Raw genomic sequence first — 23,890 nt, 5'->3', positions numbered from 1 at the left:
CCTCCTTTCACAACCTTTCCGGAAGGCCCAAAACCGGTCATGCGCGACTCCTTGCTCCCCCCGCTGCGCCATGGGGCGGTCACCGCCCTTGCCCTGGCCGGGATCCTGGCACCCGCTGCCCTGGCCGCCGCCTCCGCGGCGCCACCGTCACCGGAGGCGGACCGTATCCCGTTCACCGAGCGGTACCAGGCCCTGCAGCACGGCGGCATCGTGCGCGCCGCCAACACCTCCATCACCTGCCGTGCGGACCAACCGGTTCCCGCGACGACGACGGCGGCCGCCTGTCCGGCGGTGCGAACCGGGGAAACCGGGGTGAACGGCGCCTTCGACATGACGTACATCGACGTCGACCGGGACCCGAACACATACAACTCCTCGCGCGCGGAGGTCCGTCTTCCCGAAGGATCACGGGTCAGCTACGCACGGCTGTACTGGGGCGGCAACCTCCGGGTCGGTGAGCAGAAGCCGCCGAAGGACAACGGGCGCGTACTGATCGCCGAACCCGGCGGAGAGTACAAGGAGGTCCTCGCGGACACGGTCGTCGGCCACCGCGTGGCGAACGGCGCCGATGCCTTCCAGGCCTCCGCCGACGTCACGGAAATGGTGCGGGACAGCAAGCCGGGCCTGTACACGGTGGCCCAGGTCAACGTGGCGAAGGGAACGTCCGCGGCCGGCGCGTGGGGCGGCTGGACGCTGGTGGTGGCGTACGAGAACCCGGCGGATCCACTGCGGCGTCTTTCTCTCTGGGACGGCTTCGAAGCGCTGACGCCGACCGGGGAGGTCGGCCTCGGGAAAATCGCGCGGCGTCTCCCCACGGGCGCCGGCGGCCGCGCGGGCCTGGTGGCGTACGACGGTGACCGCGGCGTGAGCGGTGACACGCTCCGCCTCACCACCACCCGCGCGACCGCGCACGGTGAGCGCACCGCCGTCACCGTGCTCACCGATCCGGCCGACCCGGTCGACGACGTCCTCAACTCGACGATCAGCCAGCCCGGTAAGACCCCGCCGGACCGTGTGCCCGCCTACGCCAACACCCTCGGCTACGACTCGGACGTGTTCGACCTCGCACGAGCGCTGCGGGACGGCGGCGACCGGCTGGCCTTCCGGCTGACGTCCCGTCAGGACACGGCCTGGGCAGGCGCGTTCTTCGTCGCCGTCGACGCCCAGCGGTGAGACGTACTCCCCCGTGCCGAACCGAGCGCCACTGTGAGCGAGGACATCGCGTATGCATCTGTCAGCAACCGGCCCTCGACCCCGTGTCCTTCACGTCACGCAGCCCGTGGACGGCGGAGTCGCGCGGGTCGTGACGGACCTGGTACGGGCTCAGCGCGCCGCCGGAGCCGCCGTCACGGTCGCCTGCCCCGACGGCGCGCTCACCGCCGAACTGGGGACGCTGGGCGCGGACGTACGGCGCTGGCACGCGACACGGTCGCCCGGTGCGCCACTCGTCCGGGAGGTACGTGACCTGGCCCGCATCGTCGGTGAGGTACGCCCCGATCTGGTGCACCTGCACAGCGCGAAGGCCGGGATCGCCGGACGGCTCGCCGTCCGCAAGCGCCTCCCCACCGTCTTCCAGCCGCACGCGTGGTCGTTCCAGGCCGTGGGCGGGTTCACCTCGGCGCTCGCCCTGCGGTGGGAGCGGTGGGGAGCGCGTTGGGCCTCGCGCGTCGTGTGTGTCAGCGAGGCGGAACGAGCAGCCGGTGTGCGCGCCGGGATCGAGGCACAGTGGAGCGTCATTCCCAACGGCGTCGATCCGCAGCGGTACCGGCCCGCCCCCGGCGGTGCCGAGAACATCCGACCGGCACCGCTACGAGGACTCGACCCCGCCACGCCGCTCGTCGTCTGCGTGGGACGCCTGTGCCGGCAGAAGGGCCAGGACGTCCTGCTGGAGGCGTGGAACGCGGTCGCCGGCCGGGTCCGCGGTGCACGTCTCGCCCTGGTCGGCGACGGACCGGACCGCGATCTCCTGCTCCGCCGGGCGCCCGCCTCGGTGCTGTTCGCAGGAGGCGTGGCCGACGTCGTCCCCTGGTACCAGGCGGCGGATCTGGTCGTTCTGCCGTCGCGCTGGGAGGGCATGGCACTGGCCCCGCTGGAGGCGATGGCCTGCGGGCGGCCGGTGGTGGTCACGGATGTCGACGGCGCCCGCGAAAGCCTGCCACCCTCACTGGGCCCGCGCTGCCTGGTCCCGGCCGGGAACCCGACAGCGCTGGCCGAGGCGCTCGCCGCACTCCTGCTCGACCCACCGCTGCGCGAGTCGCTCGGTCACCAGGGACGCAGGCACGTACTCACCGGGCACGACGTGCGGCACGCCACCGGGGCGGTGGCGGACCTCTACCGCGACCTGATCGGTCCGTGGGCGGCGCCCCCCTCCGCGCCCACCTCGCACAGGGAGTCCATCCACTCGTGACCGCGGAAAGCACCGTTCCCCTCCCCGGCGCACAGCCTCGGAGCCACGGATTCTCGCCCGTCTCGGTCATGCCGCCGCGCGGCGGCACCGCCCCTGGGTTCCGGTCCCCCGTCCGCAGGGCCCCGGCCCGGTTCGCCTCGCCGGTGCCGCTGCTCGTCGCCGATGGTGCGGCCGCCGTGCTGGCCGGCCTGACGCCGTTCGGAGCGGCGCTTCCCGCGCTGTCCGTGAGCGTGCTCGTGGCCGCGTCGCTGTTGCTGCGTCCGGACCGGGCACGATCGCCGGAAGAGGGGTTCCTGGAGCAACTGCCCGCCGTGTGCGGGCGGATCGCGGTCGCCTGGCTGGCGCTCGCGGCACTCGTGGCGATGTACCGGCCGCAACACACGTTGTCCCTCCGCGTGCTCTTGGCGGGCCTCGCCGTGCAGATCGCGGCGAGCTGTGCCCTGCGCGGAGCCGTGGACGCGAGGCGACGCGCGGCGCTGCTGCGCCACCCGCACACCGCGCTCGTCATCGGCCCGGCGGCCACCGCCCAGCGCGTGGCCGCGGCCGTGCTGCGGCATCCGGGGTGCGGGGTGCGCCCGGTGGGCGTCGTAGCCGACCGTCCGGACGGCACCGGGAGTCTGCCGGTGCTGACGACGGGCGAGGAGGTCCAGCGGGCGGCCATCCAGAACGGAGTGCGCGCGGTGCTGGCCGTCCACCCTTCCGCGCGGACCGAGCACGGTCCGCTGCTGCGGGCTCTGGCCAAGTCGGGCTGCCTGATCTGGGAGCTCGACGCGGAGACACCGTCGTACGGGCCGAGGGGCCGGCTGGCCGGATTCCCGTGCCGGCGCCTGGAGATGGCCGCGCAGCGCCGCGGCGGTTTCGGCAAGCGCGTGCTCGACGTCGTCCTGTCCGGGTCGCTGTTGCTGCTGGTCAGCCCGCTGCTTCTGGCCTGTGCGGTGGTGCTGCGGATCTGTGACGGGCCGGGCGTGGTGTTCCGGCAGGAGCGGATCGGAAAGGACGGCAGGCCGTTCACGCTGCTCAAGTTCCGCACGCACCGCCCGGCCGACGAACACGAGGCGGCGACCCGGTGGAGCGTGGCGAACGAGCACGAGATGCGCCGGTTCTGCCGCATTCTGCGGCGCACCTCGCTCGACGAGCTGCTCCAGTTGTGGAATGTGCTCCGGGGGGACATGAGCCTGGTCGGACCGCGCCCCGAACGTCCTTATTTCGTCGCGCAGTTCAGCCAGAAACACCCGGGTTACGCGGCACGTCACCGGGTGCGGACCGGCCTTACCGGCCTCGCCCAGGTCCACGGGCTGCGCGGTGACACCTCGATCGAGGACCGCTGCCGGTTCGACAACGCCTACATCGACAACTGGTCGCTGTGGCAGGACGTCTGCATCCTGCTGCGCACCGCCGCCGCGCTCGTACGCCCGACGGGAAGCTGACCGCCGTGAGTCATGTTCCGGCCCCGCCGTCCCGTCGTATCGCCGCGCTGCCGCCGGTACTGCCCGCGGTCGCCGTGCTCGGCCTGCTGGCACTGCCGCCCTCCTCGGCCGGCGCGGACGGCCCTGGGCCGGCCGACGTGGCGTCCGGGCTGGTCGTGCTGGTCTGCGTGTTCCGTCTCGTACGGGACCGGCGGCGCCCCCTGTCGCGTACCGCCGCGGTGGTGCTGGGCCTGCCGGTCGTCGGGGTCACGGTCGCCGCGCTGGGGGCGCCCTCGGCCGAAGGCGGGATCATCGGCCTGGCCCGCTATCTGCAGATCTTCGTCCTGGTGCCGGCGGCCGTGCTGCTGCTGGTCCGGGGCCGGGCGGACGTCCGGCTGCTGGCCTGGTCGTTCGTGGGGCTCGCGCTGTGGCAGGGCGCCGTCGGCGTGCACCAGTACGTCACCGGGTCCGGTGCCTCCTACCAGGGCGAGGACATCCGGGCCGTGGGCACGTTCGGGCCGCAGGACGTGATGGGCATGGCGACGGTGGTCGCCGTGGGCATGGTGTGCGCGGTCGGTCTCGCGCTCGGGCACTCCTCCGTACGGCAGCGGGCCGGTGCCGCCGGGTGCGCGCTGGCGCTGCTGCTGCCGCTCGCACTGTCCTTCAGCCGGGGTGCGTGGATCGCGACGGCCGTGGCCTGCACGCTGCAGCTGGTGCTGGCCGGACTGCGGCGCGCGCTCAAGGTCGCCGCGGCCACGGCTGCGGCGTGCGTGGTCCTGGTGGGCGGCCTGGGGGTCGGCACCCAGATGCTGCAGGAACGGATCGACAGCATCACGCAGGTCGCCGACGCCCCCGACCAGTCCGTCGCCGACCGGTACGCGATGTGGTCGGCCTCGACCGCCATGTGGCGCGAACGTCCGGTGGCCGGCGTCGGGCTGAAGGGCTTCCCCGAGTACCGGGACGGCTACGCCTCGGTGGCGCTGTCGTCGGCCAGCGACACCGAGGGCGCGGGCTCCGCGTACCTGAGGCAGCCGCTGTTGTCACCGCACAACATGTATCTGCTGGTCCTCGGTGAGCAGGGTCTGATCGGGCTGCTCTGTCTCGTCGGAAGCTGGCTGGCCCTGCTGGTGTGCGCGCTGCGCCGCCTGCGGCGGACGCGGACCACGCCGCGACACGGCATGGACTGCGCGCTCGTCGCCTGCGGACTGCTGGTATGGCAGCTGACCGACTTCGCCTACAGCGACATCGGTGGACACTCCACGGTGGTGACCTCCGTGGTCTTCGGGCTGGTGGCGTGGTGCGCACTGGGCGGGACCGACGAGGAGGAGGCCGGAGCACCGGTCGCGATGCCGGGGACGGCGAAGGAGGCCGTCGGGCTATGGCGATGACGACTCCGCGCACCCGGCGTGCTGCCGACGCTCCCTGCGAGGGTACGGCCGGCCCCTCGGCGCCGGCCGCCGCGCGGGCCGGGGAACATACCGGACCCGCCGCGGTCACCGGGGACTTTCTCGCCAAGGCCACGCTCATCACCGCGTCACTCTCGATCCTCGGGGCACTGCTCGGACTGGTGCGCGACCAGGCGCTGGCCCGCCTGTTCGGGGCGGGCAGTGAGACAGACGCCTTCCTGATCGCGTGGACCGTGCCGGAGTTCGCCGCCACACTGCTCATCGAGGACGGACTGGCCTTCGCGCTGATCCCGGCATTCAGCATGGCGCTGGCACGGCGCACGCAAGGAGCTCCGGGGGATCCGGTCCGCAGCCTGGTCGCCACCACCCTGCCCCGCCTGTCCCTCGGCTTCGTCGCCGTGTCCGCGTTGATCGCCGGCGGAGCCCCCTACCTGGTCGAGGCGCTGGCCCCCGGCCTGCCCGACCCCCGCCTCGCCGTCGACTGCACCCGGCTGACGGCGACCTGCGCACTGACCTTCGGCCTGGCCGGGTACTGCAGCGCGGCCCTACGGGCGCACCGGCGCTTCCTGCCGCCCGCGACCATCTACGTCGTCTACAACGCCGGCATCATCGCCTCGATGCTGCTGCTCGGCCCGGGCTGGGGCGTGCGATCCGCGGCGGCCGGAGTCGCGGTGGGCGGCTGCCTGATGGCGATGGTGCAGCTTCCCTCCCTGTGGCGGCAGTTGCGCAGACGCACCCGCGCCGCCGTCGGTGCCCCGGCCGAGGTACGGCCGATGAGCCTCGCCCTCGTCGCCACGGTTCTCCTGTTCGCGCTGTGCCGTCAGTCCCAGGTCCTGATCGAACGCTTCCTCGCCTCCACGCTGCCCGCCGGGGCCATCTCGCACCTCAACTACGCGCAGAAGGTCGCCCAGATCCCCATGACGCTGTCCCTGATGCTGTGCACCGTCACCTTCCCGCTGGTGGCGCGGGCCATCGCCGACGGCGCCCTCGAACGGGCCCGGGACCGGGTGGAGCGGGACCTCGCCCTGGCCTCCTGCCTGGTACTCCTCGGCACGGCCGGAGTGATCGCCTGTGCCCCACAGATCATCCAACTCCTTTTCCAGCGGGGCGCGTTCACCGCGCACGACACGGCCGCTACGGCGGGCGTGCTGCGGGTGTACGCCCTCGGTCTGCTCGGCCAGACCCTGGTGGGAGTCCTGATCCGCTCCTATTTCTCGACCGGACGGGCCACCTGGTACCCGTTCTTCACCATGGCCGCGGGCGTCGTCACCACCACCTGGATCGGTGTGGGGACCGTGGGCTCCTGGGGCGTGTCGGGGATCGCCGCCGCCAACGCGGCCGGCATCACCGTCACGGCAGCGCTGCTGCTCGTCGGTTTTGCGGGTGAGCCGAACGCCTCAGCCAAGGTCCCAAACGCCGGGCCCTCCTGCGGTGCGGAGGACGCCGGAAGCGGTGAGCGGCCCCACGCCCCGGGCACGGTCGCGGTCCCGGCACCGGCCGCGGCACCCCGAGGAGGAGTCATGCCGCACACCGGCGCCCGCGGAGTCCCGATCCGTGTCCGGCAGGTACTGACCGAGCTGAGCAGGCCCGCCCTGGCGGCCGCGGTCGCGACGCTGGCGGGAACGCTCGCCGCGCGCGGGCCGGGCTCCCCTGTGGCGGGTCTCGCGGCCGGGAGCCTGACCGTGACCGCCGTCTTCGTTCTGCTCGGCCGGGCCCTGGGCGCTCAGGGCTGCACGGCCGTGCTCCAGTCCGCACACACCGTCACACGAAGGCTGACTCATGGCCGCTCCAACTGACTCCGCCGGCATCAGCAGTCGACCGGCGGTGCGCGCCGGCACGGTGCCGTGGGTGGCGATGTACCACTCCGTCGGCGACTGCTCGGACGACCCGTACCGCATCACCGTCACCCCCGGGCGGCTGGAGCAGCAGCTGGCCTGGCTGCACCGGCGCGGACTGCGCGGCGTGACGCTGCGCGAGCTGTTCTCCGCCCGTGCCCGAGGCGAGGGGCGCGGCCTGGTCGCTCTCACTTTCGACGACGGATACGCCGACTTCCTCACCCACGCCCTTCCGGTGCTGCACCGTTGGAACTGCGGTGCCACCCTCTTCGTGCTGCCCGGGCGGTTCGGCGGCGTCAACTCCTGGGATCCGCTCGGCCCGCGCAAGGCGCTGCTCACCGCGGAAGGCGTCCGGCACGCGGCCGCCGCGGGGGTGGAGATCGGCTCGCACGGGCTGACACACGTCGATCTCACCCGGGTCGACGACATCACCCTCGGAGCCGAGGCCGCCCACAGCAGGGCGCTGCTGGAGGAGCTGACCGGCGCCCCGGTCGACGGCTTCTGCTACCCGTACGGCACGGTCGACCGGCGCGTGGTCTCCGCCGTGCGCGACGCGGGCTACGCCTACGCCTGCGCCATCGATCCCGGTCCGCTGACCGGCCGGCACGCCCTGCCCCGCCTGCACGTCGGCCAGAACGACACCTCCTGGCGGCTCCACCTCAAGTACCGGCTCCACCGGCTGCGTCGGCGTCCGGTGGGGGGTGTCTGACATGAGGGTGCTGCACATCATCACCGGCCTCGGCATCGGCGGCGCCGAACAGCAACTCCGCCTGCTGCTGCGGCATCTTCCCGTGGAGGGCGAAGTGGTGGCCCTCACCAATCCGGGTGCCGTCGCCACCGGGCTGGTCTCCGACGGTATCCGCGTGCACCACCTCGGCATGCGCGGCAACCGCGACCTCTCCGCACTTCCGCGGCTGGTCCGCCTGATCCGCGCGGGCGGCTACGACCTGGTGCACACCCATCTGTACCGCGCCTGCGTCTACGGCCGGCCGGCCGCCCGGCTCGCCGGTGTCAGAGCCGTCGTGGCGACGGAACACTCCCTCGGCGACTCCCAGATGGAGGGCCGAAGGCTGACCGCGGGCGTCCGAGCGCTGTACCTGGCCGCCGAGCGGCTCGGCTCCACCACGGTCGCCGTCTCTCCCACGGTCGCCGACCGTCTCAGGCGCTGGGGAGTGCCCGCCCCACGCATCGAGGTCGTCCCGAACGGCATCGACCTGGCCCGCTTCCGCTTCGACCCGGTACGACGTCACCGCGCCCGCCGGCATCTGGGACTGCCGGACGAGGCGTACGTCGTCGGCTGTATCGGCCGACTCGCCGAGGGCAAGCACTTCGACGTCCTGGTCCGGGCGATCTCCCGGCTTCCCGACGATCACTGGCTGTTGCTGGTCGGTGGCGGTCCTCAGGAGAGCGTCCTGCACCGCACGGCCCACGAGGCCGGCGTGGCCGGCCGCGTCGTGTTCGCCGGCGAGCGCCCCTACCTGTCCGACGATTCCAGCGGCCTCGACCTGCCCGCCCTCACCTGCGCGATGGACCTGCTCGCGTCGCCGTCGCCGGAGGAGTCCTTCGGGCTGGCTGTCGTGGAAGCCCTGGCGTCCGGACTGCCCGTGCTCTACGCCTCCTGCCCGGCGATCGAGGACCTGCCCCCGCAGGCCGCCCCCGACGCCCGGCGCGTGCGCGGCGGACCCGAGGCGTACGCACGTGCCGTCGCCGAGGTCCGCGCAGCCGGCCCCGGCCCTCGAACGGCCCCGGACGCCGCCCGCCGCTACAGCATCGCCCGCAATGCCGCCCGGCTCATGGACGTGTACGCGGCGGCGGTGTCCAGTTCGTCGTCCCCCTCACCTCAGGGAGTCACTTCGCCATGACCGACAACCTCACGCGGCGCCGGTGGCTGGGCCACTCGGCCCGTCGGGCCCTCCTGTCCTGGTCGATGCTCGCGGGCTGCACCCTCGTGGGCGGTGCGCTGGGCGGTGGCTACGCCGTGTACCGGGGCCCCGTGTACACGGCCACCAGCTACGTGGTCGTCGTCCCGACCGACCGCTCCGACCCGGGCACCGCGCTCGGCTTCGCCCAGGCATACGGCCGAGCCGCCACCCAGCTCGCGGTCCTCCTGGACGCCCAGGCAGAGGCGCGCGTGCCGGTCCGGACACTGCAGCGGAGTGTGCGGACGGCGGCCTCTCCGGACGCGCCGGTGGTCGCGGTCTCGGCGACCTCTTCGCGGCCCCGCCTCGCCTCCGGCATGGCCAACGGGGTCACCCGTGCGCTGGTCCGGCACGCGAACGGCACCAAGGACAGCACCCACATCCAGCTCCTCGAATTCTCCCCGGCGGTGCGGCCGACTCTGCCGACGTCCGCGTCGCCGGTGGTGACCGGTGCCGTCGGCGCGAGCGCGGGCGGGCTGCTCGGCGGCCTGTTCCTGCTCGCGCGGCCCCGGAGGTCCAAGGAGGATGCCGTGCCCACGGCGCTCGTTCCGGGGCCGGCCGTCGCCGCCGACGCCCACTGACACCGCTTGGGTCGATCGTGTATGCGACCGACACGCGCCGGGTTGGCACCAACCCGGATTCCTCGCAAAGGAGGTAACTGTGCAGGATCGGTTCCCACGCAGCACACACCGCCGGCATCCGGAGCGCGAACGGAGCACCCGGTGAGGCCCGCGTTCTCCACCGAACTCGTGACCGAAGGGTCCGCCTTCGCCGAACTGGCGACGGACTGGGAACGGCTGTACGCGCGGTGCGGCACGGCGACCCCGTTCCAGAGCCACGCCTGGCTGCACTCGTGGTGGCTGTCCTACGGCCGGGAAGGCCGGCTCCGGCTGCTCCTGGTACGGGAGGGCGGCGACCTGGTCGCCGCCGCTCCCCTGATGCTCCGGCGCCGCCCGCTGCCGGTGCTGATCCCGCTGGGCGGCAGCATCTCCGACCACTCGGACGTACTGATCGACGACGAGCGCGCCGACCGTGCGACCGCCGCCCTCGCGGACGGCCTGTCGGCCGCCGCCCGCACCGCGCTGATCGACTTCCGCGAAGTACGCCCAGGCAGCGCTGTCGAGCAGGTGTACGACCGTTGGGGCGGCCCCAGGCTGCGGATGCAGGATTCCCTGTGCCTGGAACTGCCCGCCCTGCCCATGGACGAACTGCTCTCCCGGCTGCCCTCGGGCAGGGCCCAGCGGGTCCGGGCCAAGCTCCGCAGGCTCCAGGCGCTCGGCGTGGAGCGGAACGTCGTACGGCCGGACGAGGTGGACGCGGCGCTGCGCAGACTGCTGGAGCTGCACCGGCTCCAGTGGCAGGAACGAAAGGTGACGCCGGAGCATCTGCGCAGCCGGTTCTGCGAACACCTGGTGCGGTCGGTGGGGCCGATGGTGCGCTCGGGAAGCGCGATGGTCACCGAGTTCCGGATCGACGACGACGTGGTGGCCGTGGATCTGACCCTGCTGTCGCGGCGGCTCGCCGGTGCCTATCTGTACGGCGCCCATCCGCGCCTGCGCGAACGCAAGGCGGACGTGGCGGTCATGCTGCTCGATGCGTGCACCCGGCACATGCGTGCGGACGGGCCGGCCACGCTGAGCCTCCTGCGTGGCGACGAGCCGTACAAGCACCACTGGCGGCCACGGGCGGTCCCCAACCATCGGCTGCTTCTGGCCCGGCGGCCCACCGCTCCGCTGATGTCGGCGGTCGCCTGGGACGTGGTCGCGCGCCGGCGCGGCAAGGAGGTGCTGCGCCGCCTGGCCGCGCGTGCCGGTGACGGCGGACCGGCCCCGGCGCCCGCCGCCGACGCGGACCGTCACCGGGCGCACAACCACGACTCGGGGCGCAGCCACGGCAGCACGCCGAGCGAGTGCCGGAGCCAGTCGCCGAGGGCCGACGGCGGGCAACCAATCGCGGCCGGCTGCGGGGCGGATGCCGTGGATGCGGCCGACGCGACGGGCCGGCTCGCCGAAGAGAAGAGGAACGACCGGTAGACCAGAGACGAGAGGGAATGGGAGGTGCACTCCCAGACACCGTGAGGGCAGTAGTCGGTCAGCGTGTTGTACAGCGGCTTGTGCTGGTCCATCCACTCAAGCATGCGCCGCATGTACACGGGGTTGTCGCCGTTTCGGAAGAGACCCCACTCGGGATAGGAAATGGGCTTGCCGTGAGCTTTCGCGAAATCCACCTGCGCCTGCAGTCCGTAGGGCTCCTTCACCTGCTCGTCGAAAGAAAGACCGCGCGGCTGGTCGTACGCGTCCATTCCGATGATGTCGACCGTGTCGTCCCCCGGATAACACCGGGTCCAGGCGACGGCGTCCAGACCGCGGCTCGGTGCGAAGTCGAACCGGAACCTCTGGCCCGGCACCGAACGCATGACGGTGACGATTCTTCTCCAGTACTTTTTCCAGGCCTCCGGATCCGGCCCGCAGCGGTGGGTGTACGTCGTGCCGTTCATCTCCCACCCCAGCACCAGGACCGTGTCCGGCACCTTCGCGGCGACCAGCCGCTCGGCGAGGACACGGAAGTGCTGATCGAACTCTCCGGCCGCGCCCTGCCGCAACAGCGCCCGGACGGTGGTGTCGGAGAGGCCCTCCTCGTTGTGTTCCTGCAGGGGCACGTTGAGGACGAGCATCCGGTCGTCCTTCTCCCTGCGCCAACGCACCCACGTGTCGAGGAAGCGGGGATCGCCCTCGATGTCCTGCCAGTGGTCGCCCGGCAAATACGTGTGGCCGACGCGCACGTCTGCACCGCCCAGCCAGCGGCTGAAGGACTCGATGCGAGCCATCCCCAGGGAACCGGAACCGAGAAAGGCACCGTACGCGGGAGTCTCCTCCCGGGGCGTCGGCATCGTCGCGGCGGTCGGCTTCGTCGCGGTGGCGGGCTTCGTCGCGGCGGTGGGCTTCGTTTCGGTGGCGGGCTTCGTTGCGGTGGTCGGCTTCGTTTCGGTGGCGGGCTTCGTTGCGGTGGTCGGCTTCGTTTCGGTGGTCGGCTTCGTTGCGGTGGCGGGCTTCGTTTCGGTGGTCGGCTTCGTCGCGGTGGTCGGCTTCGTCGCGGTGGCGGGCCTGGACGGGACCGGCTTCTGCGGCTCGGGGACGGACGGGACCGGCGTGGTCGCGGGCACGGCCGGCGCCACCGATGCGGACGGCGCGGACGGTGCGGTCACCGCGGGCGGCGTCGTGACCGGGGTCGGAACGGGGCTGCCGGCCGGGCGCACCGTCCCCGCCGCGAGGCCGGTGCCGGACGCCAGCGCGACCGAGGCGACGACTGTCGCGGCCACGACTGCCAGCCGCCCCGTCCGGACCCGGCTCTGCTGTGGGGCCATTCCTGTTCCTCTCCACTGCCGCATTGTCTGCGCCCTGTCCATCCGCATTGCTGACGCCCTGTCATATGAAGTCAGTCACATGAAATGAAAAAACGCCACCGCCCCATGGCTTTCGAGTGCCTTGCTCGCCCGAACGGGTCAACCGACGCGAAGGAACAAAGCCCGTGTCACTTCTCGACATCCGCGTCCCCGCAGTTGTGCTGCGCGTGGACCGGAATCCCTTTCACCACGGAACGCTGGGGGCCGTGCGCTCACTCGGCAGAGCCGGTGTGGAGGTACACGTGGTCGCCGATTCCGCAGGAAGTCCCGTATCCCGATCGCGTTTCGTGCACCGGATGCATCCTCCGCCACCGTTCGGGGCCTCCCCCCGCGAGATCGCCGACGTGCTGCGTCAGGTGGCCGCCCGGATCGCGCATCCCGCCGTTCTGATCCCCATGGACGACGCGAGCGCGATCGCCGTGGGTCGCATGGGCGAGGCGCTGGCGCCCTTCTATCTGCTGCCGGCCGCTTCCGGTGTGCTGCCCGAACGCCTCGCCGACAAGGCGGAACTGGCCGCCCTGTGTGCGTCCGTGGGCGTTCCGCATCCGGTGACCCTGGTCCCGGACAGTCCGGCCCAGGCCGTCGGCGCCGTCCTTCGACTGGGTCTGCCGGCGGTCGCGAAATGGAGCCGGCCCTGGCTGCTGCCGGCCGGCGGCGGACTGCGCAGCACGACGGTGGTGACATCCACTCAGCAGGCGCGGGAGCTGTATGCACGCGCCGATGAGGCGGGCAGCCCGCTCCTGCTGCAGCAGCGTCTGCCACCGGGGCCGGGCCGCGACTGGTTCTTCCACGGGTACGCCGACCGCTTCGGCATCGTCCGCGCGGGCGGAGTCGGATGCAAACAGCGAGCCTGGCCGCGCGGGGCCGGGCTGACCGCGGTCGGTTACTGGGCCCCCAACGCGGAGGTACGGGCGCTGGCCGAGCGGTTCACTTCCGAACTGGGCTACCGCGGCGTCCTCGACATGGACTTCCGGCAGTGCGGCGCGACGGGACGCTACCACCTGCTGGACTTCAACCCACGTCCCGGTGCCCAGTTCCGGCTGTTCTCCGACACCGCCGGCCTGGACGTCGTACGAGCCCTGCACCTCGACCTGACACACCGTCCGCTGCCGGAGGGCGCACCGAGGGCGGGGCGGGTCTTCGTGGTGGAGAACTACGCGCCGCTCGCCGCGCTGCAGCCGGCCCCGGGTGGGCGTGAACTGGCCTGGCACGCCCGGGACGACTCCGCACCCGGCCGCGCGATGTGGGCGCTGTGGTGCCGTCATGTGCCACGCAGACTGCATCAGCGACTGGGCGCTGCCGCGTCGGCGCCCGCTCCGGTGCGCCTGACCCCTCAGAGAGCCACATCGACTTCGACCGACGACGAGAAAGCGAGCAGCTCCTGATGTACGACCTTCTGGTGGTGGGCGCCGGCCCGTACGGCCTGTCCATCGCGTCCCACGCGGCGGCCGCCGGGCTGAACCTGCGCGTGCTGGGACGGCCGATGGCCTCCTGGCGGGACCACATGCCACCCGGTATGTTCCTGAAGTCCGAGCCGTGGGCCTCCAACCTCACGGATCCCGAGGGCCGCTGGCGGCTGGACGCGTACTGCGCCACACAGGGGATGACGGCCCGTCACGCCGAGCCGATCCCGGTGGCGACGTTCGCCGCATACGGTCTGTGGTTCGCGTCCAACGCCGTCCCCCCGGTGGACGAGCGCATGGTGAGCCGGGTGGCGACCCATCCGGCCGGGTTCGAGGCGGTCACCGAGGACGGAGAGGTGCTGCACGCGAAGACGGTGGCGCTGGCGGTCGGTGTCATGCCCTTCACACAGATGCCGGCTCCGCTGCGCCGTCTGCATCCCTCGCTCGTCTCGCACAGCAGCCATCACAGTGACCTCGAACAATTCCGTGGCAGGGACGTCACGGTGATCGGCGGCGGCCAGGCGGCCCTGGAGACCGCGGCGCTGCTCGCCCAACAGGGAACTCGGGTAAGGGTGATGGCCCGGGCCGACCGACTGCACTGGAACGATGTGCCACCTGCCTGGCAGCGTCCCTGGTGGCAGTCGGCCCGCTTGCCGCACAGCGGCCTGGGCTGCGGCTGGCGCAACTGGTTCTACGCCGAGCGCCCGGGCCTCTTCCGACACCTCCCCGAGTCGGTCCGCACCCGCGTCGCGGCCACCGCGCTGGGCCCGGCGGGAGCCTGGTGGGTGCGGGACCGGGTGGAGTCGGCGGTGGAGGTGCTGCTCGACCGGGACATCACCGCGGCTCGTGCGGTGCCGGGCGGGGTGCGGCTGGACACGGTCAGCCTGACCGGGGGGCCGCTGACACTGGAGACCGAACACGTCATCGCCGCAACGGGGTTCCGGGCGACCCTGGACCGGCTCGGCCTGCTCTCCGACGAGCTGCGCGGCGGCCTCGCGACGGCGGCCGACGGCTCCCCGGTCGCCGGGCGGGACCTGGAGTCCTCGCACCCGGGGCTTTTCCTGGCAGGCCTGCTGACCGCTTCATCGTTCGGCCCCGCCATGCGTTTCGTCCACGGAGCCACGTTCACGGCCACGGCACTGGTACGAGGGGTGCGCCGCCGCCTGCGCGGCACACCGCTCAGCGACGCGTCGCCCGTGCGGGTGGGATGGAGCACCGCGGAAGCACCGTCGCGGGCCCGCTGCTGACGGTAGGCCTCGGGGGTCGGACGTGCCAGGTCCGGCCCCCTGCCGCAGAGCACTACCGACGGGACGCGGCCCGGCCCCGTCGATAGAAGATGACCCCGCTCGCCATCAGGAACGCGGCAACGCCCGAGGCAGCCGTGGTCTCGCTGCCGACCCCGGTCTCTGCGAGGGACGGTGGCTGCTCGGGGCGTGCTGCGGGCGGCGCCGTCGACGGCCCGGAGGACGGGGTGTGCACGTGCGGAGCCGGCTTGGGCGGTGTCGCCACCCGGGGCGGCGAGGACGGCAGCGGTGCGGGGGGAGTCGTGGGCGGAGTTTCGTCGTCACCGTAGTCGCCGGTGACGTCGTCGCCCCGGCCGCTGTCGACACCGTGCCCGGTGATCCAGTCGGAGCCGCTCACATCGCCGAGTCCGGTGATCCAGTCGGAGCCGCCGGAGTCACCGCGTCCGGCGATCCCCCCGGAGCCACCCGAATCACCGTGTCCGGCGATCCCCCCGGAGCCACCCGAATCACCCTGCCCGGCGATCCCCCCGGAGCCACCCGAATCACCCTGCCCGACCACGCGGCCGGAGCCGCTGTCGTCGCCGTAACCGTCGACGTCGCGCTGACCACCGGTGCGACCGTGATCACTCGTCCTGCCGGCGTCACCGCCTTCGGCTCCCCGGTCGGCACCCCGGTCGGCCCCCTGCGCCCCGTAGGCCGGCACGTCGTCGGTCTTCGCTGGAGCGTCCACCGGGACGTCGGCGGCGCTGTGGCCGGACAGGGTGCCGAGTGTCTCGGCCGTGGCCGCGTCGGTCCGCGAGTCCGCGAGCGCCGGGATGCCCCACAGCGACAGGAGGGTCGTCGCGCAACCGGCCACGATCATTCCCTTGCTCAGGTTCTGTCGCATTCTGGTCGTCTTTCTGGTCGAAGAAGAAGCTGGAAGAGGAAATCGGGCGGCTGCGGCAGGTGAGTGGTCAGTTCTTCTTCCGCCGTCCGCTGTGGCGCCGGGACGCGGCCTCACGTCTGCCGTAGTTTCGCTGCCATCCGATTTTCTGACTGGTCCAGTGATGGGACCCGGTGAAATGCCAATAGCGACATTCCGAGCAGAGGTAGATGCGGTCCGGGATTCTCTCCAGCAGCGGCTGCTTGATCAGCCAGCATCTCGCCTCGGATTCGGTGCGGAACGACGCTTTCCCCGTCTCCGGACAGCGCGGCATGATGATCGAATTACCCATGTCCCCTCCGAGGCGTGGACCGGCTCACACCCTCTTCAGCAGAAGGATGAACCCGATGGTGCCTCAGCGGGAAAACCCGTATCAAGCGGTAACCCCTCTTTCGGCCGAGCCGCGGCCGGTTTTCATCCGCATGGCGCCATAGGACGATTGAGGTTAATTGCGATTGACGGTCGGCGCTTTGATGTGAAAAAAGGTCAGCGGCCGCCGTGCGCGGCCGCTGACCCCATTGGTACATCTCTGCGAACAGCCCAGGCCCTCTTCCCCCACCAGCCGCCGGACCGTCAGCCGATCATTTTCCCGGCGCGATCGCGGTGCAGAAATTGCCGATGTTCTGGGTAAGGTCTCCGCCGACAGTGATCGGCGCGTTGATGGTGACAAGAGAGGACTGGAACGCCTGGTCACAGTCCAGAAGCTGGGCGTTCTTGACGGTGGTGTGGGGCGGCTCGTCGCCGCAGTCCGCCGCCTGGGCGGTACCGGCCGCCGCAAGGCCGACGCCACCGAGAACACTGGTCACCAGCATGACCTTCTTGAACCTGCGCACGTAAACCTCCGTGTATTGACTCTCGACCGCCGCGACGGCGGGATACGACTGACACGGCAAGGGGACGCCGAGTTCTCACTACCTCGACATCCCCTTGTTCCGCCTATGGGACCCGACTGCCGCCGGCGTCCCGAGATCAGTGCCCCAGGTTGACGTTCGAGCAGAAGTTGCCGATGTTCTGGTGCACGTCGCCGAGGGTCGCACCGTTGGCAGGGGCGAAGGCGGCGCCCGCGTCGAAGTCCTGGTGGCAGCGCGCGACCTGCAGGTTGTCGACGAAGACCTCCGGACCGTCATTGGCGCTGGCGATACCACTGCCGGCGATGCCGATGCCGCTGACCATGAGTGCTACGGCAGCGGCCTTCTTGAGCTTCTGCATGATGTCTCCGATTTCTTCACGCACACGACCCTCGTTACGGACCGTGCCTGACTCGTGACAGACGATAACACGCACTTCGCCTAACACCACATTCCAGACACACCCGATCGAGTGTCTTCAATGGATACATGAGTCCTATAACGGATATAACTCATCGGATAGGCAGGTCACGGAGCCGGTCACCGCGCGGGCCAGGAGCAGGCACGGTCGGCCCGTTTCACCGAGCTCCCGTTCGGCCCACAGCACACCGGAGACCCGACACCCTCGGAACACAACGAGAAGCCGGCCTCGCGCAACAGCACGAGACCGGCTCCCCGTAGCGCCCTCGAATCAGTCGACGTCGACGATGTGGGCGTTGCTGTTCACGCAGGCGTTGCCGATGTTCTGGTTCAGGTCGCCGGTGGTCGCACCGTTGACAGGAGCGAAGGCAACGCCGCCGTCGAACGACTGCCGGCAGTCCGCAAGCTGCAGGTTGTTGATGGCGACGCCATCGGGGCGCGGGTCGTTGCAGTGCGCCGCGCCGGCGTTGGCGACCCCTCCACCGACAAGCCCGATGCCGCCGGCCATGAGTGCTACGGCAGCGACCTTCTTGAGCTTCTGCATGATGTCTCCGCTTTCTTCACGCACACGGTCCTCCTTGCGGACCGTGCCCGACTCGCCACAGACGGTAACACGCACTTCGCTTAATGCTGCATTCAAGACACACCCGATCGAGTGCACCTAATAGCGCCATAAAGCCCATAAATTATCGAAGTCACCGGGCCGGCAGACCACAGAGCCGGCCCACCACCTGGACCAGAAGCAGGCACGGCCGGCCCGTTCACCGACCCCGCCATTCGGCGCACCAGGCCGCACGCGACAAAGGGCCTCCGACGGGCACTTGAACGAGGGCCTCACGCACCCCACCCTCACCCACCGGAGGCGCTCCCCGGCAGCGCACCGGAGACCCGACACCCTCGGCACGCAACGAGAAGCCGGCCTCGCGCAACAGCACGAGACCGGCTCTCCGTAGCGCCCTTGAATCAGTGCAGGCCGAGGACGGCGATGTTATTGCAGTTGTTGACGACGTTCTGGTTCAGGTCGCCGGTGGTCGCACCGTTGACAGGAGCGAAGGCGGCGCCCGCGTCGAAGTCCTGGTGGCATTGCGCAACCTGCAGGTTGCGGATGGCAACCTCCGGACCGTCATTGGCGCTGGCGATACCGCCACCGGCAACGCCGATGCCGCTGACCATGAGCGCTACGGCAGCGGCCTTCTTGAGCTTCTGCATGATGTCTCCGATTTCTTCACGCACACGGTCCCTTACGGACCGTGCCCGACTCGTCACAGAAGATAACACGCGCCTCACTTAATGCCATATTCCAGACACACCCCATCGAGCACCGCCAATAGATCGATAAATCCCATAACGGATATAAATCATCGGGCGGGCAGGCCGCAAAGCCGGCCGCCGCAACCCGACACCTCGGCACACAGCGAGGAGCCGACCTCGCGCAGCAGCACGAGACCGGCTCTCCACGGCGCCCTTGAAATCAGTGGCCCAGGTTGACGTTCGAGCAGAAGTTGCCGATGTTCTGGTTCAGGTCGCCGGTGGTCGCAACGTTGGCAGGAGCGAAGACGGCGCCGGTGTCGAACGTCTGGTGGCAGCGCGCAACCTGCAGGTTGTCGATGGCAACCTCCGGACCGTCATTGGCGCTGGCGATACCACCGCCGGCGATGCCGATGCCGCTGACCATGAGTGCTACGGCAGCGGCCTTCTTGAGCTTCTGCATGATGTCTCCGTTTTCTTCACGCACACGACCCCCTTACGGACCGTGCCAAACTCGTCACAGAAGATAACACACACCTCACTTAACGCCACACTTCAGACACGCCCCCATCAAGTATCTCTAATCGATCTATAAATCCCATAACGGATATAAATCATCGGGCGGGCAGGCCGCAAAGCCGGCCGCCGCAACCCGACACCTCGGCACACGGCGAGGAGCCGACCTCGCGCAGCAGCACGAGACCGGCTCTCCACGGCGCCCTTGAAATCAGTGCCCCAGGTTGACGTTCGAGCAGAAGTTGCCGATGTTCTGGTTCAGGTCGCCGGTGACCGCGCCATTGGCAGGAACGAAGGCGGCGCCGCCGTCGAACGACTGCTGGCAGTCCGCGAGCTGCAGGTTGTTGACGGCGAAGCCGCCAGGGTACGGGTCGCTGTAGTGCCCCTCACCGGCACTGGCGACCCCTCCCCCGACAAGCCCGATGCCGCCGACCATGACCGCCACGGCAGCGGCCTTCTTGAGCTTCTGCATGATGTCTCCGATTTCTTCACGCACACGACCCTCTTCACGGACCGTGTCCGACTCGTCACAGACGATAACATGCACCTCACTTATCTCCACATTCCAGACACGGCCAACCGAGTGTAACTAATCGAACTATTAACTTTTTTCGGACGACCGACTGTCTTCGGGGGTGCACACCGAGGTGCTCACACCGCCGGTCCGCAGCGTGGCGCAGACCTGCGGAACCTTGGGCACGGTGAGGCTGACGGTCCGTTGGACGCCGGCCTGGACGGTCTCCTGAAGACTCGCGAGCTCGGCGCCACCCGCCGCGATGCTCACGTCGACGGTCTGCGTCCGACCGCAGAAAAGGGTGAGGCTGACCCCGCTGGTCGTCGAGGAGCTGATCTTCTGGATGGCGACGGCGCAGGGAAAGTCCCCCGACGCTGCCCGTGCGTGCGCGGCAGTGAAGAGCGGTGCGGAAACCACCAGCACGGTGGCCGCGGAGCGGAGCATACGGCGGGGCAATGGTCCTCCCGGGAGTTCGCCGGGCCCGCCGCCGACGGCGATCGAGCCCTTGACCACGGCGCCTGAATGTCCTTCATGCGCCTTTCGGGGAGACATGACCACGAGCAGATCCAGCCCGCAAGGCGAGCACGGCCGATCGAGTGAGTGACCGCGGGGAATCCGGACGGCGCAACGGCAAATGCCGCGTCAGCCGCGGTACAGCGCCTCGATCTCGTCGGCATAGCGGGCCGTCACCGCGTGCCGTTTGAGCTTGAGCGACGGGGTGAGCAGCCCGTTGTCCTCGCTGAACTCACCCTCGACCAGGGCGAAGGAACGGATCGACTCGGCGCGGGAGACGGCCTCGTTGGTGTAGTCGACCGCCTTCTGCACCTCGGCACGCATCCGCTCGTCGCGCACCAGCTCGGACAGCGGGGTGTCCGGGGGCAGCTTCCGTACGGACAGCCAGTGGGCGACCGCCTCCGGGTCGAGAGTGATCAGCGCGGCGACGAACGGCCGGTTGTCACCGACCACCAGGCACTGGCCGACGGGCGACCGGCTGCGCAGCCGGTCCTCCAGGACGGCCGGGGAGACGTTCTTGCCGCCGGAGGTGACCAGGAGGTCCTTCTTCCGGCCGGTGATGGTGAGATAGCCGCCCTCGTCGAGCGCCCCGAGGTCACCGGTCGCGAACCAGCCGTCGTCCGGGAGGACTTCGGCGGTCGCCTCCGGGTTCTTCCAGTACGACCCGAAGACCACCAGCCCCTTGATCAGCACCTCGCCGTCGTCGGCGATCCGGACCGCCGTCCCCGGGATGGGCTGCCCGACCGTGCCGGGGCGGGGCGCCAGCGGCGGCACGATGGTGGCGGCCGCGCTGGTCTCGGTCAGGCCGTAGCCCTCGTAGACGACGATCCCGGCCGCGTGGAAGAACAGGTTGAGGTCGCGGTCGAGCGGTGAGCCGCCGCTGATGGCGTACCGCATCCGGCCGCCGAGTTCCCTGCGGATACGGCGGTATACCAGTAGGTCGTACAACGCCCAGGCGGCGTAAAGGCCCGGCCCGGGTCCCTTCCCCGTGCCGAGGAACTTGCTGAGATACGCCTCGGCGAACCGCACCCCGATCCGCTCGGCGCGGTCGAAGGAGGCGGCGCGCCCGATCCTCTCGGCCGTCGCCCGTCCGGTGTCGTGGATCTTCTCGAAGAGGTAGGGCACCCCGACCAGGAACGTCGGCCGGAACTCCCGCAGCGCGGGCCGGAGTTCGTCCGGTCTCACGCTCGGGAAGTGGCCCATCTCGATACGGCCCATCAGGCACGCGATCTGGAGGGTGCGGCCCAGGATGTGGGCGAGCGGGAGGAACAGCAGGGTGGAGGCGGTCTGGCCGGTGACCGCCTGGAAGACCGGGTGCAGCAGCTCGACCGTGTTGGCGGCCTCGGCGTGCAGGTTGGCGTGGGTGAGGACACAGCCCTTGGGGCGGCCGGTGGTGCCGGAGGTGTAGCAGACCGTGGCGGTCGTGTCGGGGGTGAGGGTGCTACGGCGCTTGGTCACCTCCTCGTCCGGGATCTCCCGGCCGAGGACGGTGAGATCGGTGACTGCGCCGGCGTCCAGCTCCCAGATGCGCGGGGGTTCGGGGTGGGCGGCGGTGCCGGTGGTGACGGTCGCGGTGTTCTCCGGGGTCTCGGTGACGATGTGACGGGCGCCGGAGTCCCGGACGATCCACTCCACCTGGTTCGCGGAGGAGGTGGGGTAGATCGGGACGGTCACACCACCGGCCGCCCAGACGGCGAAGTCGAGGACCGTCCACTCGTAGCGGGTGCGGGACATCACGGCGACGCGGTCGCCTGCGGCGAGGCCGGCGCCGATCAACCCCTTGGCTATGGAGGTCACTTGGACGGCGAACGCGGCCGCCGTGACGGTGCCCTCGCTGCGGCGGATCGCTGTGGCGTGGGGTTCCTCGGCCGCGTTGGTGTACGGAAGGTCGGCGAGGGAGCCGGTGGTGAGCGGGGCGGCGAGGGGCGGTCGGCGCGCCTCCCGGACGACACCGGCCTCGTCCTTGATGACCTCGACCTTGCCCCGGTCGGCCAGATCCGTCCGCCGGCGTGCTCGTCTGAGGTCGCTGCGTACGCTCATGGGGCGTCAACTTACTCGGAAGTAAGGGGAGGTCAATGGGTTTCGCCGCAGGGGGTGCGGTGGTGCGCCGGGTGCGTTGTGCTGATCGCGCCCACGCGGCGGTAGCCGCATGTTGATACAGCCCCGCGCCCCTGAAGGGGCGCGTCAGCCCTCGGTGTGGGAATGGACTGCCTCTCGAATGGCTGTCGCGAGGTCGGAGACGTCCTTGTCCTCAGTCGTCCTTGCCAGAGTCGCGGCGCGGGCCTGGAGCTTGCCGAGGTCCGAACTTCCCGGCATGTCGTAGTCCCCGCCCGCCAGCGCGTCCGCGAAGTACGCCGCCACCGCCGTTACCTGGAAGCGCGGGGACGCCGTCCATACCGAGTCGTGCAGGGCGCCGGTCTCCATCGAGCCCGTGTTCTCGTGCGGGGAGCGGGTGTTGGGGTCGAGCCAGCGGACCGTGGCGGTGGCGAGGTGGCCGTCCGTGCCGGGGTTGGTGCGGACGGCGTAGAGGGCGGTGACCGTGTGGCCGGGGCCGATCTCGCCGCCGTCGACCTGGTCGTTGCGGAAGTCCTTGTCGGCGACCTTGCGGTCCCGGTAGCCGATCAGGCGGAACTCGGCGACCGTGTGCGGGTCGAAGGCCACCTGGGCCTTGGCGTCGCGGGCCACCAGGTCGATGTTCTGCGGGAGTTGGCGGCAGAAGACGTCGTCGGCGGTCGCGGTGTCGGCGACGTACACCGTGTGGCCGTCGCCCTTGTCCGCCAGGCGTTCCATGAGGGCGTCGCCGTAGTCGCTGCCCACTCCCACGCCGAACAGGGTGATGCCGTACTCGCGGCGGTCGCCGTCGATGCGCTTGAGGATGGCGTTCGGGTCGGTCTCGCCGTCGTTGGCGAGGCCGTCGGAGATGAGGACGACGCGGTTGGTGGCGTTCCTGCGCAGGCCCTCGACGGCGGTGGCGTAGCCGGTCTCGACGCCCTCGCCGAGGTTGGTGGAGGAGAGGGCCGCGAGGCCGTCGACCGCGTCGTGGATCTCGGCGCGGTGGCCGCCGAGGCGGGTCATCGGCAGGACCGTCTCGGCGTGTTCGCTGAAGGTGACGAGCGCGACCGAGTCGTCGTCGCGCAGCCGGTCGGTCATCGTGTCCAGGGACTTCTTGGCGAGGTCGAGGCGGCCCGGTTGGTCCATGGAGCCGGAGACGTCGATGACGAAGGTGAGGGCGGCCGGCGGGCGGGCGTCGGGGTCGTCGGCGATGGGGGTTCCCCCGGTCGAGCGAAGCCGAGACTGGGGGCGGGTGGAGAGGCCGACGCGGACCAGGGACCAGTTCGGCTCGCTGGTGCGGGCGCCGTCGACGGTGACCGTGAAGCCGTTGTGCTCGGGGGTCCGGTAGTCCTGGCGGAAGCTGTTGACGAACTCCTCGGGCCGGATGGTCGAGGGGTCGGGGCGGCCGCCGTCGGCGAGGGTGCGGCGGGCGTAGCCGTAGGAGGCGGTGTCGACGTCGAGGGCGAAGGTGGAGAGGTGGTCGGAGGGCGCGGCGGCCTCGTCGCCCTGTGCCTGGGAGGGGGCGGGGGCCCGGGTGGCGGTCGTGCGGTTCGGGCCGTTCGCATGGTTCTCGTCCGCGCTGCAGCCCGTCAGCAGCAGGGCGCCCGCGGTGGTGAGGGCGAGCAGCGCCCCGCACGTCTGCCGTCGTGTCCGGTGTCGGTCCATCGCGTGTGCCCCCTGTGCCGGTCGGAGTCGACTTCCTGACTTGTCGTCGACTCTGACGGCGCAGGGGGCCGGAACGTGCGCCCCGATGCGTTGCGGATGGATCTCGAAGAGGCCACGGACCGGGGGTGCCGAGGCCGGAGGGAGATCGTCCGGTGACCTAGGGCCTGTC

At 70.8% G+C, this 23,890-nt stretch carries 22 protein-coding genes and 1 pseudogene; 11 read left to right on the top strand and 12 right to left on the bottom strand.

All coding sequences use genetic code 11. The features are described 5' to 3' along the window. Positions 1-39: 39 nt before the first annotated feature. From SSP29_RS37090 to SSP29_RS37050, 9 genes and pseudogenes are all read left to right on the top strand, one after another. The gene (locus tag SSP29_RS37090; protein ID WP_089105304.1) at positions 40-1,173 is read left to right on the top strand and encodes a DUF3344 domain-containing protein; all 1,134 of its coding nucleotides are present in this window, start codon (positions 40-42) and stop codon (positions 1,171-1,173) included. Between the two features lie 52 nt (positions 1,174-1,225). Next, positions 1,226-2,407 (top strand): glycosyltransferase, encoded by a 1,182-nt coding sequence (locus SSP29_RS37085; RefSeq protein WP_089105303.1) that lies wholly within the window; start codon positions 1,226-1,228, stop codon positions 2,405-2,407. Then, positions 2,404-3,834: an exopolysaccharide biosynthesis polyprenyl glycosylphosphotransferase gene (locus tag SSP29_RS37080; RefSeq protein ID WP_089105368.1), complete on the top strand. Its 1,431-nt coding sequence runs from the start codon at positions 2,404-2,406 to the stop codon at positions 3,832-3,834. The genes SSP29_RS37085 and SSP29_RS37080 overlap by 4 nt, the downstream gene beginning before the upstream one ends. A 5-nt stretch (positions 3,835-3,839) precedes the next feature. After that, on the top strand, positions 3,840-5,201 hold the full coding sequence (locus tag SSP29_RS37075) for an O-antigen ligase family protein (RefSeq protein WP_089105302.1): 1,362 nt from the start codon (positions 3,840-3,842) through the stop codon (positions 5,199-5,201). After that, positions 5,198-7,015: a lipid II flippase MurJ gene (locus SSP29_RS37070; protein WP_438363833.1), complete on the top strand. Its 1,818-nt coding sequence runs from the start codon at positions 5,198-5,200 to the stop codon at positions 7,013-7,015. Before SSP29_RS37075 ends, SSP29_RS37070 begins: the two co-directional genes overlap by 4 nt. Then, on the top strand, positions 6,999-7,763 hold the full coding sequence (locus SSP29_RS37065) for a polysaccharide deacetylase family protein (protein ID WP_089105300.1): 765 nt from the start codon (positions 6,999-7,001) through the stop codon (positions 7,761-7,763). The genes SSP29_RS37070 and SSP29_RS37065 overlap by 17 nt, the downstream gene beginning before the upstream one ends. Before the next feature lies 1 nt (position 7,764). Beyond that, positions 7,765-8,916 (top strand): glycosyltransferase, encoded by a 1,152-nt coding sequence (locus SSP29_RS37060; RefSeq protein WP_089105299.1) that lies wholly within the window; start codon positions 7,765-7,767, stop codon positions 8,914-8,916. Continuing rightward, the gene (locus SSP29_RS37055) at positions 8,913-9,554 is read left to right on the top strand and encodes a YveK family protein (protein ID WP_089105298.1); all 642 of its coding nucleotides are present in this window, start codon (positions 8,913-8,915) and stop codon (positions 9,552-9,554) included. The genes SSP29_RS37060 and SSP29_RS37055 overlap by 4 nt, the downstream gene beginning before the upstream one ends. Before the next feature lie 141 nt (positions 9,555-9,695). After that, positions 9,696-10,796: pseudogene (locus SSP29_RS37050) on the top strand (GNAT family N-acetyltransferase); the annotation flags it as partial. A gap of 32 nt (positions 10,797-10,828) precedes the next feature. Here SSP29_RS37050 and SSP29_RS37045 read toward each other — a convergent pair. After that, complete coding sequence (locus SSP29_RS37045; RefSeq protein ID WP_174856039.1) at positions 10,829-12,337, bottom strand: glycoside hydrolase family 26 protein; 1,509 nt, start codon at positions 12,335-12,337, stop codon at positions 10,829-10,831. Between the two features lie 164 nt (positions 12,338-12,501). Here SSP29_RS37045 and SSP29_RS37035 point away from each other — a divergent pair, with 164 nt between their 5' ends. Together SSP29_RS37035 and SSP29_RS37030 are read left to right on the top strand one after the other, a co-directional pair. Further along, the gene (locus SSP29_RS37035) at positions 12,502-13,761 is read left to right on the top strand and encodes a carboxylate--amine ligase (protein ID WP_089105296.1); all 1,260 of its coding nucleotides are present in this window, start codon (positions 12,502-12,504) and stop codon (positions 13,759-13,761) included. After that, complete coding sequence (locus tag SSP29_RS37030; RefSeq protein ID WP_089105295.1) at positions 13,761-15,026, top strand: NAD(P)-binding domain-containing protein; 1,266 nt, start codon at positions 13,761-13,763, stop codon at positions 15,024-15,026. Before SSP29_RS37035 ends, SSP29_RS37030 begins: the two co-directional genes overlap by 1 nt. Positions 15,027-15,078: 52 nt before the next feature. On the opposite strand, the gene SSP29_RS37025 is transcribed toward SSP29_RS37030, so the two are convergent. The 11 genes from SSP29_RS37025 to SSP29_RS36980 all read right to left on the bottom strand — a co-directional run bounded on the left by SSP29_RS37025 (position 15,079) and on the right by SSP29_RS36980 (position 23,721). Beyond that, positions 15,079-15,909 (bottom strand): hypothetical protein, encoded by an 831-nt coding sequence (locus SSP29_RS37025; protein ID WP_145968994.1) that lies wholly within the window; start codon positions 15,907-15,909, stop codon positions 15,079-15,081. 67 nt (positions 15,910-15,976) lie between these two features. Further along, the gene (locus SSP29_RS52635; protein WP_145968993.1) at positions 15,977-16,237 is read right to left on the bottom strand and encodes a hypothetical protein; all 261 of its coding nucleotides are present in this window, start codon (positions 16,235-16,237) and stop codon (positions 15,977-15,979) included. A gap of 289 nt (positions 16,238-16,526) precedes the next feature. Next, entirely contained in the window at positions 16,527-16,778 is a 252-nt protein-coding gene (locus SSP29_RS37020) for a hypothetical protein (RefSeq protein ID WP_089105293.1), read from the bottom strand. 136 nt (positions 16,779-16,914) lie between these two features. After that, positions 16,915-17,178 carry a hypothetical protein gene (locus SSP29_RS37015; RefSeq protein WP_089105292.1) on the bottom strand — a complete coding sequence of 88 codons (264 nt, stop codon included), beginning with the start codon at positions 17,176-17,178 and terminating at the stop codon, positions 16,915-16,917. Between the two features lie 306 nt (positions 17,179-17,484). Beyond that, positions 17,485-17,781 carry a hypothetical protein gene (locus tag SSP29_RS37010; RefSeq protein WP_089105291.1) on the bottom strand — a complete coding sequence of 99 codons (297 nt, stop codon included), beginning with the start codon at positions 17,779-17,781 and terminating at the stop codon, positions 17,485-17,487. Positions 17,782-18,176: 395 nt separating this feature from the next. After that, positions 18,177-18,422 (bottom strand): hypothetical protein, encoded by a 246-nt coding sequence (locus SSP29_RS37005; protein WP_089105290.1) that lies wholly within the window; start codon positions 18,420-18,422, stop codon positions 18,177-18,179. Between the two features lie 262 nt (positions 18,423-18,684). Then, a complete protein-coding gene (locus SSP29_RS37000) occupies positions 18,685-18,924 on the bottom strand; it encodes a hypothetical protein (RefSeq protein ID WP_107436314.1) in 240 nt (79 codons plus the stop codon). 264 nt (positions 18,925-19,188) lie between these two features. After that, on the bottom strand, positions 19,189-19,473 hold the full coding sequence (locus SSP29_RS36995) for a hypothetical protein (protein ID WP_150135617.1): 285 nt from the start codon (positions 19,471-19,473) through the stop codon (positions 19,189-19,191). A gap of 105 nt (positions 19,474-19,578) precedes the next feature. Further along, entirely contained in the window at positions 19,579-19,935 is a 357-nt protein-coding gene (locus tag SSP29_RS36990) for a hypothetical protein (RefSeq protein WP_089105287.1), read from the bottom strand. A gap of 198 nt (positions 19,936-20,133) precedes the next feature. Beyond that, positions 20,134-22,044, bottom strand: a complete 1,911-nt coding sequence (locus SSP29_RS36985; RefSeq protein ID WP_089105286.1) for an AMP-dependent synthetase/ligase — start codon at positions 22,042-22,044, stop codon at positions 20,134-20,136. Positions 22,045-22,188: 144 nt separating this feature from the next. After that, positions 22,189-23,721, bottom strand: coding sequence for a vWA domain-containing protein (locus tag SSP29_RS36980; RefSeq protein ID WP_089105285.1), 1,533 nt, complete (start codon positions 23,719-23,721; stop codon positions 22,189-22,191). Positions 23,722-23,890: the final 169 nt, after the last annotated feature.

It is taken from the genome of Streptomyces hyaluromycini (assembly GCF_002217755.1).
Taxonomy (GTDB): Bacteria; Actinomycetota; Actinomycetes; order Streptomycetales; family Streptomycetaceae; genus Streptomyces; species Streptomyces hyaluromycini.
Note: the sequence above shows the minus strand (reverse complement) of the source record. Positions and strands in the feature narration are given on the sequence as shown.